Annotated in this window: 13 protein-coding genes; all 13 read left to right on the top strand. The window is 47.3% G+C overall.

Annotated elements, in window-relative coordinates; genetic code table 11:
* The first annotated feature begins 8 nt into the window (after positions 1 to 8).
* The 13 genes from trmFO to BM412_RS13635 all read left to right on the top strand — a co-directional run bounded on the left by trmFO (position 9) and on the right by BM412_RS13635 (position 12,068).
* Positions 9 to 1,385, top strand: a complete 1,377-nt coding sequence (trmFO, locus tag BM412_RS13695) for an FADH(2)-oxidizing methylenetetrahydrofolate--tRNA-(uracil(54)-C(5))-methyltransferase TrmFO (protein ID WP_371264783.1) — start codon at positions 9 to 11, stop codon at positions 1,383 to 1,385.
* A 227-nt stretch (positions 1,386 to 1,612) separates the two neighbouring features.
* Positions 1,613 to 2,158 (top strand): ATP-dependent protease subunit HslV, encoded by a 546-nt coding sequence (gene hslV, locus BM412_RS13690; protein WP_091218781.1) that lies wholly within the window; start codon positions 1,613 to 1,615, stop codon positions 2,156 to 2,158.
* Positions 2,159 to 2,197: 39 nt separating this feature from the next.
* Positions 2,198 to 3,604, top strand: a complete 1,407-nt coding sequence (gene hslU, locus BM412_RS13685; protein ID WP_091218778.1) for an ATP-dependent protease ATPase subunit HslU — start codon at positions 2,198 to 2,200, stop codon at positions 3,602 to 3,604.
* Between the two features lie 33 nt (positions 3,605 to 3,637).
* Positions 3,638 to 4,408: a GTP-sensing pleiotropic transcriptional regulator CodY gene (gene codY, locus BM412_RS13680; protein WP_091218775.1), complete on the top strand. Its 771-nt coding sequence runs from the start codon at positions 3,638 to 3,640 to the stop codon at positions 4,406 to 4,408.
* A 250-nt stretch (positions 4,409 to 4,658) separates the two neighbouring features.
* Positions 4,659 to 5,069, top strand: coding sequence for a flagellar basal body rod protein FlgB (gene flgB, locus BM412_RS13675; protein ID WP_091218773.1), 411 nt, complete (start codon positions 4,659 to 4,661; stop codon positions 5,067 to 5,069).
* A gap of 2 nt (positions 5,070 to 5,071) precedes the next feature.
* Positions 5,072 to 5,521, top strand: a complete 450-nt coding sequence (flgC, locus tag BM412_RS13670) for a flagellar basal body rod protein FlgC (RefSeq protein ID WP_091218770.1) — start codon at positions 5,072 to 5,074, stop codon at positions 5,519 to 5,521.
* A gap of 25 nt (positions 5,522 to 5,546) precedes the next feature.
* A complete protein-coding gene (fliE, locus tag BM412_RS13665; protein ID WP_256256296.1) occupies positions 5,547 to 5,876 on the top strand; it encodes a flagellar hook-basal body complex protein FliE in 330 nt (109 codons plus the stop codon).
* A 43-nt stretch (positions 5,877 to 5,919) separates the two neighbouring features.
* A complete protein-coding gene (gene fliF, locus BM412_RS13660; protein ID WP_091218768.1) occupies positions 5,920 to 7,485 on the top strand; it encodes a flagellar basal-body MS-ring/collar protein FliF in 1,566 nt (521 codons plus the stop codon).
* A 20-nt stretch (positions 7,486 to 7,505) separates the two neighbouring features.
* Positions 7,506 to 8,507: a flagellar motor switch protein FliG gene (gene fliG / locus BM412_RS13655; RefSeq protein WP_091218765.1), complete on the top strand. Its 1,002-nt coding sequence runs from the start codon at positions 7,506 to 7,508 to the stop codon at positions 8,505 to 8,507.
* Positions 8,500 to 9,327, top strand: a complete 828-nt coding sequence (locus BM412_RS13650) for a FliH/SctL family protein (protein WP_091218762.1) — start codon at positions 8,500 to 8,502, stop codon at positions 9,325 to 9,327. The genes fliG and BM412_RS13650 overlap by 8 nt, the downstream gene beginning before the upstream one ends.
* Positions 9,317 to 10,651, top strand: coding sequence for a flagellar protein export ATPase FliI (fliI, locus tag BM412_RS13645; RefSeq protein WP_091218760.1), 1,335 nt, complete (start codon positions 9,317 to 9,319; stop codon positions 10,649 to 10,651). The genes BM412_RS13650 and fliI overlap by 11 nt, the downstream gene beginning before the upstream one ends.
* 9 nt (positions 10,652 to 10,660) lie before the next feature.
* Entirely contained in the window at positions 10,661 to 11,107 is a 447-nt protein-coding gene (gene fliJ / locus BM412_RS13640; RefSeq protein ID WP_091218758.1) for a flagellar export protein FliJ, read from the top strand.
* Between the two features lie 52 nt (positions 11,108 to 11,159).
* Positions 11,160 to 12,068, top strand: coding sequence for a MotE family protein (locus tag BM412_RS13635; protein ID WP_091218755.1), 909 nt, complete (start codon positions 11,160 to 11,162; stop codon positions 12,066 to 12,068).
* The last annotated feature ends 20 nt before the right edge of the window (positions 12,069 to 12,088 follow it).

The following is a 12,088-nucleotide window of genomic DNA, read 5'->3' as shown; positions in this document are numbered from 1 at the left end:
TTGAAAGGATGGTAAGTTCATTGTCAGAATTACAACGTGTGACAGTCATCGGCGCAGGTCTTGCGGGCAGCGAGGCTGCTTGGCAAATCGCTTCGCAAGGAGTGCCTGTTACGCTTTACGAGATGAGACCGGCGACTAAGACGCCGGCTCACCATACGAATAATTTCGCCGAACTGGTATGCAGCAACAGCTTGCGTGCAAACGGGCTGGCTAACGCGGTCGGTGTACTTAAAGAAGAGATGCGCAGAATGAACTCTTTGATTCTGGATTGCGCGGATCGTAACGCAGTTCCAGCAGGCGGTGCGCTTGCCGTTGATCGTGACGGCTTCTCCGGCGATGTGACGAGAATTTTGAAGGAGCATCCTCTGATTGACGTGCGGACGGAAGAAATGACGGAAATTCCGACTGAGGGCATCGTCTTAATTGCGACAGGTCCTCTGACGGCGCCGCGTTTATCCGCCCAAATTCAAGAGCTGTTAGGTCAAGAATATTTCTATTTCTATGACGCGGCTGCTCCAATCGTGGAGAAAGATTCCATTGATATGACGAAGGTTTACCTAGCTTCACGTTATGATAAGGGCGAAGCGGCTTACCTCAACTGTCCTATGACGGAAGAAGAGTTTGAGCGTTTCCATGAAGCTCTTACAACGGCTGAGACCGCCGAAGTGAAAGAGTTTGAAAAAGAGCAATATTTCGAAGGCTGCATGCCGATCGAGGTCATGGCCAGCCGTGGTAAGCAAACGGTGTTGTTTGGCCCAATGAAGCCTGTTGGTCTAATTAACCCGCATACCGGCAAGCTGCCTCACGCCGTCGTTCAGCTTCGTCAAGATAACGCAGCAGGTACGCTGTACAATTTGGTCGGCTTCCAAACTCATCTCAAATGGGGTGAACAGAAGCGGGTTCTATCCTTGATTCCGGGATTGGAAAATGCGGAGTTTGTTCGTTTCGGGGTTATGCACCGCAACACGTTCATCAACTCACCGAAACTGCTTCGTTCTACCTATCAAACCATAAACCGTGACAACTTATTCTTCGCCGGTCAAATGACCGGAGTTGAAGGTTATGTTGAATCCGCTGCTTCGGGTCTGATTGCCGGGTTAAATGCAGGCCGATTGGCTCGCGGCTTAGAACCGCTTGTCTTCCCTCCGGACACAACGCTCGGCAGTATGGCGCAGTACATCACAACGGCCGACTTCAAGCATTTCCAGCCGATGAATGCGAATTTCGGCTTATTCCCGCCGCTTGAGAAGCGGATGCGCAGCAAGAAGGATAAGAACGATGCGATTGCCAATCGCGCGTTAGAACAGTTGGCTCGCTTTAAAGAAGAGCAGCTTGGTTATCCGGCTGAGCCTGCCCCGGTAGAAGCGGAAACGGTCACAGAGTAACGATACAACCAGAACAGGCAAAAGAGCAGCGGCTTCGATCGATTCCTCGGCCGCTGCTTCCTTTTTGCATAAACAGATTCTCATCTATTAGGAGTTTTTGCAAAACTCAAGCTATTCTAACGAAGTAGTATTGTTATCGTTATCTGAAGATGATGTTCTTAGCGAAACTTAATCCTATCCTTACGAAGCAGTTTCGCGCATGCGAGACTTTTAGGAGGTCATAAATGATGGAAATGCAATTTCATGCGACAACGATCTGTGCGGTTCGGCATAATGGGAAAGGTGCTATTGCAGGCGACGGGCAAGTGACGTTCGGCAATAGTATGGTTATGAAGCACCATGCGAAGAAAGTACGCCGCTTGTACCGTGGGCAGGTTATTGCCGGTTTTGCCGGTTCGGTAGCCGACGCGATCTCACTCTTCGAGAAGTTTGAAGGTAAATTAGAGGAGCATCACGGCAATTTACAACGGGCTGCGGTGGAGCTAGCGAAGGATTGGCGCTCTGATCGGGTACTGCGTAAACTCGAAGCGATGATGATCGTTATGGATGCGACGGGCTTACTGCTTATTTCCGGCGGCGGCGAGATTATTGAGCCGGATGATGGTATTTTGGCCATAGGATCAGGCGGCAGCTTCGCGCTTGCAGCAGCACGTGCTCTCCATCAGCATGCGCCTCAGCTCGAAGCGAAGGATATGGTGAAATCCGCACTTGAGATCGCAGCCGATATTTGCGTGTTCACGAACCGAAATATAATTGTGGAAGAAATAGGCTAATTTAAGCTTTTACTACGGACTCATTTGGAGGGATCGGAAATGACAAATGAAGCTATGACACCGAAGCAAATTGTGACGGAGCTTGATAAATATATCGTCGGCCAGAAGCCGGCCAAAAGATCGGTAGCGGTAGCACTGCGCAATCGTTATCGGAGAAGTCGGCTTGATGAAGCTATCAGAGACGAAATTGTTCCTAAGAATATTCTGATGATCGGACCTACAGGCGTCGGTAAAACAGAGATTGCAAGACGATTGGCGAAACTGGTCAATGCACCTTTCGTTAAAGTGGAAGCAACCAAGTTTACTGAAGTCGGTTATGTAGGCCGTGATGTAGAGTCAATGGTTCGTGATCTCGTTGAAACGTCGATTCGGATGGTTAAGCAAGAAAGAACCGAGAAGGTTAAAGATAAAGCGGAGAAACAGGCGAATGAGCGCATCGTTACTCTGCTTGTGCCGTCCGCGGCTAAACCGAAAAGCCAGAAGAATCCGCTGGAAATGCTCTTTGGCAGCACGCAAGGCTCGAAAGAGCCGGAAGTCGAGCCGGAAGAGTCCGCTTCCGTACTCGAACGACGCAAGCAAGTGAAGGAACAGCTCGCAGCGGGTAAGCTTGAGAACGAGATGATTGAAATCGAGGTAGAGGATAACTCGCCGAATATGCTGGATATGCTTGCAGGACAAGGCAATGAAGGCATGGGCATGGGCGCGAACATGCAAGAGCTGTTCGGGCAATTGATGCCGAAGAAATCGAAGAAACGGAAGCTGCCTGTTAAGGAAGCCCGCAAAGCGCTGACGCAGGAAGAAGCCAACAAGCTAATCGACATGGATGATGTTATCACCGAATCCGTTAGCAGAGCAGAGCAGTCGGGCATTATCTTCATAGACGAAATTGACAAAATTGCCAGCTCTTCAAGAGGGTCGGGACCCGACGTTTCCCGTGAAGGCGTGCAGCGTGATATATTGCCGATCGTTGAAGGATCTACCGTGATGACAAAATACGGCCCGGTAAAAACAGACTATGTCCTGTTTATTGCTGCCGGTGCTTTCCATATGGCTAAACCATCCGATTTGATTCCGGAGCTTCAAGGACGATTCCCGATCCGGGTGGAATTGACGAATTTGACTTTGGAAGATTTTGTAAAGATTTTAACCGAGCCTAAAAATGCATTGACCAAACAATACACAGCGCTTCTCGAAACGGAAGGGATTACAATTACCTTCTCCGATGAAGCCATTCGCGAGCTTGCATCCATTGCGGCGGAAGTAAATAAAAATACGGAAAATATTGGCGCGCGACGCCTTCATACGATTCTGGAGAAGCTGCTTGAGGATTTATCCTTCGAAGCGCCTGAGCTTTCTCTCGAAGAGCTGGTAATCACTCCGGAGTACGTCCGCGAGAAATTAGGCAGCATTGCGAAAAATCGCGATTTAAGTCAATATATACTGTAAAGGATCGGTAAGGAAAGTAGGGGGCATAAGTTAATGATTTTATTGGCAAAAACAAGAACGCTTAACCGTCTGCTGCAGCGTGCGGCAGGCGGAGCGCTCAATTTTCGTGAAATGGCAGAGGTGCTCTGCACAACGATTCAAGCCGACGTGTTCGTCGTAAGCCGCAAAGGTAAAGTATTGGGCTGCGCGGCGGTTGGTCCGTTCCAGCATGAACAGCTGCGTGCATTGCCTGTCGCAGATTTGCGTTTTTCGATCGAAAGCAATGAGCGGTTTATGAATATGCAAGAAACTGTCAATAATGTCGCTCCGGATGAAGGGATCAGCGAGTCGTTCCCTATGATGGCCGGGCAGCGCAAGATGACGGTAGTTCCGATCGTCGGCGGCCGTGAGCGTATCGGTACTTTGATTTTGCTGCGCAATGCGGAGCCGTTCGGAGATGACGAGTTAATTTTGGCAGAATATGGAAGTACAATCGTGGGCATGGAGATATTGCGTGAACGAGCAGAGGAAATTGAACAAGAGGCAAGAAGCCGCACGGTTGTCGCTGTGGCAGTGGGCTCACTCTCGTTTAGTGAACTTGAGGCGGTCGAGCATATTTTCGAAGAATTGGATGGCAAAGAAGGGCTTCTCGTTGCATCCAAAATTGCAGATCGGGTTGGGATTACCAGATCCGTTATCGTCAACGCGCTTCGGAAATTGGAGAGTGCCGGCGTGATCGAAACACGTTCATTGGGAATGAAAGGAACTTACATTCGTATACTAAATACCCAGCTTCTCCAGGAGCTAAAAAAGAACAAAAATTAAAATATTAGACAGTTACATTACAAAATCATTCATAAACCAGTACAATAATCCCATTTCAAGGTCCTATCTTCGACAAAGATAGGGCTTTTTTCTTATTGTAATAAATTAGGAAAGTGAGGAAGATTAACTTGACGGAAAACTTCGACACAACTCTCTCATATTTTTAATAATTCTTTGTCGAAAGAAGGAGGAATGAGAGGGATTCTGTTGAATTAAATATATTACACAGAATGGAAAGTGGGGTTTTTCAGTGAACCTGTTGAATGGCCCGGAATTCAGTCGATTACAGGGTGCTATGAATGCTGCAGAAATGCGCCAACGCATCATCTCCAACAATATAGCGAATGTAGACACGCCGAAATTCAAGCGCTCTGAAGTTGTTTTCGAACAATTGCTGGAGCAAAGCATGGGCGGTAATAACTTCCAAATTAATGGAAAAAGAACGAATGCTCGTCATATTCCGATCGGTGCTTCATCCGCTGTTCCAGGGGCTCGAATCATCACGGACGAATCAAGCGTGATGAACAACGACATAAACAATGTCGACATTGATCGAGAAATGTCGCTTCTTGCAAAAAATCAATTGAACTACAATTACTATGTTCAACAGATAAATCATGAAGTGAAAATGATGAGATTAGGCATTGAAGGGAGAGCTTGAGTATGAGATTAACCAACGGATTTGATGCCAGTGCATCAGCTTTGACTGCTCAGCGGCTCCGTATGGACGTTATTTCTTCGAATATTGCGAATGCCGAAACGACGAGAGCGAATTTTGTGAATGGTCGTTATGAACCTTACAAACGTAAATTGGTCGTTCTGGAACCGAATGCGAAATCATTTGCCGACGTACTAAACGGACAGTTGAACGGCAAAGCATCTTCTCCGGGCGTTAAGGCATCACGGATCATCGAAGATCAGACGCCATCGAAGCTGGTTTATAATCCGAGCCATCCTGACGCTGACGAGAACGGTTATGTAAAAATGCCTAACGTCGACGTGCTGAAAGAGATGGTAGACATGATCTCCGCTTCAAGATCTTACGAAGCCAATGTTACGGCATTGAACGCAACGAAAGGGATGTATATGAAAGCGCTGGAGATCGGTAAATAAACAGAGATAAAGCGGAGGGATACCATTGATTAACCCATTGTCATTGAATATGCTGCAATCGCAAAATGTGAAACTTTTTGATTCGGGTATAGAGAAGACTGATGTAAATGCGCCGACTGCTTCCGCTTCGGATATGACGAAATCGTTTAGCGATTTCCTGAAGAACGCATTGGATGGTGTCAGTGCACAAGAGAAGAACGTACATACGATGACAGATCAATACTTACTAGGCAATGTGGATATATCGCAAGTAATGGTTGCCTCACAGCAGGCAGAACTCGGCTTGCAGCTCACCTCACAAGTCCGCAATAAAGTGATCGAGGCTTATCAAGAAATAATGCGGATGCAAATCTAATAGCAGCATGAATGGCATTAGAGCATAACAGTGAGGTGAAATTGTGAACGAGAAATTTGCCCAGTATCGAGCTAAAGTTGCTCAATATTGGAATGCAATGGAGAAGAGACAGAAAATTTGGCTGGGAGCCTCGGTAGGCGTACTTGTTCTGACAATTGTATTGCTGACTATGATTTTCTCAAGAGTGAGTTATGAAGTCGCGTTTCGCGATTTGGATAGTACAGATGCTGCGGCTGTAATGGAGTATTTGGACACGAGCAAAATTCCTTACAAGCTCGAAAACGGCGGACAGAGCATTCTGGTTCCGGCTGCGGATGCCGCAAAGGTTAAAATCGAAGCGGGCTCGCAGGGGATTGTTCGAAACGGTTCAATCGGGCTCGACATATTCAATGATACGAATTCCATGTTTGGTTCAACGGATCGTGAATTCGACGTGAAATTAAGAAATGCCTTGAATGGAGAAATTCAGCAGCTGCTAAACGGTATGCAAGGCGTTCAGAAATCGAATGTTCTCGTAACGATTCCGAATGAATCTCCGTTTATGACAGAAGAGGAGAAAGAACAGTCTTCTGCTGCTATTACAATGTCTTTCCGTCCGGGCTATCGACCTAGTCAGAAAGAAGTTGACGGCTACTATAATTTGGTGAAAAGCTCGATTCCTAATATCAAGCTCGAGAACATTACGATCTCTAGCCCCGAAGGTGAACTGCTTGCATCGGATGATATCGGAGGCGCAGCCACCGGTGGAGATTTAATCGAAACGCATTACCAGTTGCAGCGCAAATATGAGAATGATCTAAAGCAAAAAATCCAAACGTTCCTGGCACCGATGGTGGGCATGGAAGATCTGGTTGTCAATGTTTCGAGCTCGCTTAATTTCGAGAAGAAAGTATCGGATCAAAATCTCGTACGGCCACTTGAGAACAATAACGGCAACGGAATCGTAGTGAGCGAATCTCAGAATAACAAAACCGCAACCGGAGCAGGCGGAGCAGGCGGCGTAGCCGGAACAGGTGAAACGGATGTTCCCGGATATACTGCTGATCAAGGCGCCGGCGGTACCTCTGAAGAGAACAGTCGCACGACAAACTATGATTTTGATAAGATTCATAATCAAATCGAATCAGGACCCTATGCCATTAAGGACTTATCTATTAGTATCGGCGTAGAGAAGAGCAAACTTAATGACGAATCGAAAAATGATATTAATAATTTCCTAACATCTTTGATTCGGTCGCAATTAGTAGAATCAGGTCAAGATGTAAATGATGACGCGTTGATGGCCAAAAAGGTTTCAATCATGGCGCAAACTTTTGTCGACAACGGCAGTGCTTCTGCTTCTGCAATCTTATCGACAGGCTGGTTAACCGCTATCGGACTTGCGGCGCTTGCTATCATTGGCGGACTTGGTTATGTCGTTGTAAGACGTCGCAAACAAGCAGCTCAAGCAGAAGAACTTGCAGCAAATCAAGCGAAAGTCGAATATCCTACAATCGATTTGGAAACCGTCCAAAACGAAAGTCAAGTACGCAAGCAGCTTGAAACACTTGCCAAGCGCAAACCAGAGGAATTTGTTAATTTGCTCCGGACTTGGCTTGTTGATGAATAGAGGTGGCCAGGGTGGCAAGAATGCATGGATTCAGTGGTCGACAAAAAGCGGCAATATTGTTAATCTCGCTCGGACCTGAAGTATCCGCTCAAATCTTCAAACATTTGAGAGAAGAAGAAATTGAACAGCTGACGCTGGAAATCGCTAATGTTCGCAAAGTTGATACGCTGGACAAAGAAACGATTTTAAATGACTTTCATCAAATCTGTGTTGCACAAGAATATATTTCGCAAGGCGGCATTACCTATGCTCGTGAAATTCTTGAGAAGGCGCTCGGCGAAAGCAAGGCAATGGAAGTTATCAACCGTTTAACGGCGACATTGCAAGTTCGGCCTTTCGACTTTGCCCGCAAAGCGGAAGCGAGCCAAATTCTCAACTTCATTCAGAACGAGAATTCGCAAACGATCGCATTGGTGCTTTCTTACTTGCAAGCAGAGCAAGCTTCTCAGATTCTTTCATCGTTACCGCAAGAGAAGCAAGCTGAGGTTGCTCGCCGAGTAGCGCTTATGGACAGCACTTCACCGGAAGTGATTTCGCAAGTGGAACGCATTCTCGAACAGAAGCTTTCAGCTACCGTTACTCAAGATTACACAAGTGCGGGCGGTATTGAATCAATTGTTCAAATATTAAATGGCGTCGACCGCGGAACAGAGCGTACGATCCTGGATGCGCTTGAGATTCAAGATCCGGAACTGGCCGAAGAAATCAAGAAAAGAATGTTCGTTTTCGAAGATATCGTCAATATCGACAACCGTTCGATCCAACGTATTATCCGCGATATCGAGAATGCCGATCTGCAGCTTGCGCTTAAAGTTGCCAGTGAAGAAGTTCGAGAAGCGATCTTCCGCAACATGTCCAAGCGTATGGCAGAGACGTTCAAGGAAGAAATGGAATATATGGGACCTGTCCGGCTGCGTGACGTTGAAGAAGCTCAAACCCGCATCGTAGCAACGATCCGTAGACTCGAAGAGTCCGGTGAAATCATCATCGCCCGCGGTGGAGGGGATGATATCATTGTCTAAGTTGTACAAATCTTCGCATGTCATATCAGTAGAAGATTTAAAGCGGCTTGAATGGTATAACAAATATATTCAAACGCCTGTGCCTGATGAAGAGCAAAGCGAACCTGCAGGGCCAAGTGCCGAAACGCTTACGATGCGAGATCAAATCCTGGGCGATGCCGAACAATTCGCCAAGCAGCGCATTCAAGAGACAGGCGAGCAGATTGAGTCGATGCACGCAGAGGCTAATGCCCAAATTGACCAATGGTGGTTAGAGCGTCGTCTGCAGGATGAACAACTGATGGAGCAAGTCCATCAAGAAGGGTTCCAGCAGGGCTACCAAGAAGGCAAGGCGCAAGCCGAGGCGGATGTTCAAGCTCACTGGGAAGTGATGCTGACGGAAGCCAGGGCGATTCTCGATTCTGCCTATGAAACTAAGGAACAAATCATTCAAGAGGCGGAACCGTTCGTTGTTGCGCTCAGTACCGCAATAGCCGAGAAGATCATTCAGAAGCAATTAACGATTGATCCGAATTGGTCACTGGACATCATTCGCAAGTCGCTGGAACGGCGGAGGGAGCAAGGCGTTATCACGTTATGCGTATCTCCTCTGCAGCTAACGTTCGTGCAGGCGGCGCGTGAAGAATTGTCACTCGTCATTGATTCCCAAGCTGAATTGCAAATTGTGCCGGATGTTTCGGTCAAGGAATTCGGTTGCGTCATCCGCTCTTCTTTCGGAAGCATCGATGCGCGAATTGATACGCAGTTGGCTGAAATCAAACGCGAACTCATCCAATTAGCACACCAAGCGGATGAACGAGGAGAAGCTGATGACTACTAATAGGTTGGATGTAGATCGCTACATTGAACATTTGCGTCCAATTGATCCAGTTCGCGTCAATGGCAAGGTCACACAGGTTATTGGGTTAACCGTTGAATCCGAAGGACCGGACGCCAGTATCGGCGATGTTTGCTTGATCTATCCGGCCAAGTCTACCAAGCCTCTGAAAGCAGAGGTCGTCGGTTTTCGCAATAACAAGGTAATCCTGATGCCGCTTGGCGAGCTCCAGTCTATCGGACCGGGCTGCGATGTGGTTGGTACCGGTAAGCCTCTAACTGTGCAGGTTGGTTCTGACTTGCTGGGTAAAGTGTTAGATGGTCTCGGACAGCCGCTGGACGGATCTTATATTTCAAGCCGCATGCCGCATCATTCAACTCATAATCTGCCGAGCAATCCGCTTTCAAGACCGAGAGTTAAAGATCCTCTCAGCATTGGTGTCCGTGCGATTGATGGCTTGTTAACAGTAGGGCAAGGTCAGCGTGTCGGTATTTTCGCTGGTTCCGGTGTAGGGAAGAGTACACTTCTCGGCATGGTCGCAAGAAACACTTCGGCTGACGTCAACGTGATCGCCTTAATCGGTGAACGTGGTCGGGAAGTTCTTGAGTTCATGGAGAAGGATCTTGGCCCTGAAGGACTGGCTCGCTCCGTAGTCATTGTTGCAACCTCTGATCAACCTGCATTAATCCGGATTAAAGGCGCGCTTATCGCCACGACCATTGCGGAATATTTTCGTGATCGTGGACTGAATGTCATGCTGATGATGGATTCCGTAACACGTTATGCAATGGCACTTCGTGAAGTGGGACTAGCCATCGGCGAACCTCCTGCAACAAGAGGTTATACGCCTTCCGTGTTTGCTAACTTACCCAAACTGCTGGAACGTGCAGGTACCGGCGAACGAGGCTCGATTACAGCATTCTACACCGTCCTGGTAGATGGTGACGATATGAATGAACCTATTGCCGATGCGGTTCGCGGAATACTGGACGGACATATCGTGCTCAGCCGTGCTTTAGCACATAAAGGTCATTTTCCTGCGATCGACGTACTTCAATCGATTAGCCGGGTCATGAAGGAAATTGTGCCTGAAGAACAGCAAGATGCAGCGAATGAACTGAAACGTTTGCTCGCTATTTATAAAGATTCGGAAGATCTGATTAATATTGGGGCGTACCAACGCGGTTCTAACGAAAAAATTGATCAAGCAATTGATTCTATCGATAATATCTGGTCCTTCACTCGTCAGAAAACGAACGAAAAGGTTGGCTATGAAGAATCGAAAAAGAGGCTCATTCACGAATTTCATGCCTCACATGGGAGATGAACTAGCTAGATGGCACGATTTCGTTACGCCTATCAAAAAATCGTCGACTTAAAAACAAGCGAGAAATCGCAAGCGGAATGGCAGTTATCCGTTGTAGTCGGCGAGCTTCAGACGGAGGAGCAATCCCTCTTGAAGCTCCATCAGGACCGATCCGAATGGAGTAACCGTCTACAGCTTTCATCCAATCAAGCGGTGACACTCTCAGAACTAATGGTTATCCAAGAGTACATCGAATATCTGGATATCTGCATTAAGCAGAAAATGATGGACATCCAAAAAGCCGAAGCTGCCGTCGAAGTGAAGCGGATTGCATTGTCTGAACGAATGAAAGACGAGAAGGTATGGCAGAAATCGAAGGATAACGCGCGCCAGCGTTTCCAAGCAGACATGCTGCTTGTCGAGCAGAATGAGCTTGATGAAATGGCCTCTGTCCGGTTCATGTACGCAGCACACTAACAGTTGAGATGTTTTGCGAATCGGGAGCCAATACCCGAGGGAGGGACTTATTTTGGCGGATTTGGATATGGAAAAGCAAGGCTACAGCGGGTTTGAACGGTTTATGTTTTTTGTTACGCCGATCTTGTTTACGCTCATCCTACTTGGCGTACTGGTCACCCTGTTTAATTTCGACTTAAGAAATAAGGCACTTGAAATCGGGAATACCGTTCCGTTCTTGAATAAAGTGCTGCCGGATCCTGCGACGGATGAGAATGCTGCCGTTGTCGATGAGGGCAAAATCAAAGCGGAAAATACGACAGCTAAAATCAGCGAACTGCGGGCGCAGCTGACGGTTAAAGAGACCGAGCTCAGCAAGGCCGCAGATGAGAAAACGAGATTGTCGCAGCAGCTTAAAGATCTTCAGGCTCAAGTGGAACAGCTCAAGCAAGATGGAACGAAGAAGGCGCTTGAGGATGCAGAGTACCAAAATAAAATTAATGAGCTTGCCTCCATGTACGGCAAAATTACACCTAGCAAAGCGGCTCCAATTCTCGAAAGCATGGAAATGGATGAAGCGGTGCTCGTACTGGATGCTATGAAACCGGATGATCGTGTTCTGGTGCTTGAGAAAATGAATCCGAAGAAAGCTGCCGAAGCTACCGTGAAGCTGAAAGATGTGAAGACAGCTAAGGATCGGCAAATCGCCGCGCTGCAAGCCAGGATTAAGAAACAGGATTCCGCAGTTGCGCAACCAGAGATCGTACTAAGCAAAGCTCAGCTGAATACAACTTTCTCGACCATGGATCCTGCAAGTGCCGGAGAGTTGCTGCTTAAGATGGCCGATGTGAGTCCAAGCAAAGTGCTTCGTATTCTAAACGCCGTTGACGATGCATCACGCTCCAAAATTATTGCGGAAATGTCGGGATTGAACAAAGATATTACGGCGCAATTAGTTTCTAAACTCATGCTTGGCAAATAAACGGTTTGCTAAAGGAGGTG

This window comes from Paenibacillus sp. BC26 (genome assembly GCF_900116125.1).
Classification (GTDB): domain Bacteria; phylum Bacillota; class Bacilli; order Paenibacillales; family Paenibacillaceae; genus Paenibacillus_Z; species Paenibacillus_Z lignilyticus.
Note: the sequence above shows the minus strand (reverse complement) of the source record. Positions and strands in the feature narration are given on the sequence as shown.

Excerpts from the sequence above, each read along its gene's own strand:
- fliG (WP_091218765.1), top strand. The coding sequence starts at position 7,506 with ATGCATGGATTCAGTGGTCGACAAAAAGCGGCAATATTGTTAATCTCG.
- hslV (WP_091218781.1), top strand. The coding sequence starts at position 1,613 with ATGGAAATGCAATTTCATGCGACAACGATCTGTGCGGTTCGGCATAAT.
- trmFO (WP_371264783.1), top strand. The coding sequence starts at position 9 with ATGGTAAGTTCATTGTCAGAATTACAACGTGTGACAGTCATCGGCGCA.
- flgC (WP_091218770.1), top strand. The coding sequence starts at position 5,072 with ATGAGATTAACCAACGGATTTGATGCCAGTGCATCAGCTTTGACTGCT.
- fliJ (WP_091218758.1), top strand. The coding sequence starts at position 10,661 with ATGGCACGATTTCGTTACGCCTATCAAAAAATCGTCGACTTAAAAACA.
- fliI (WP_091218760.1), top strand. The coding sequence starts at position 9,317 with ATGACTACTAATAGGTTGGATGTAGATCGCTACATTGAACATTTGCGT.
- hslU (WP_091218778.1), top strand. The coding sequence starts at position 2,198 with ATGACAAATGAAGCTATGACACCGAAGCAAATTGTGACGGAGCTTGAT.
- codY (WP_091218775.1), top strand. The coding sequence starts at position 3,638 with ATGATTTTATTGGCAAAAACAAGAACGCTTAACCGTCTGCTGCAGCGT.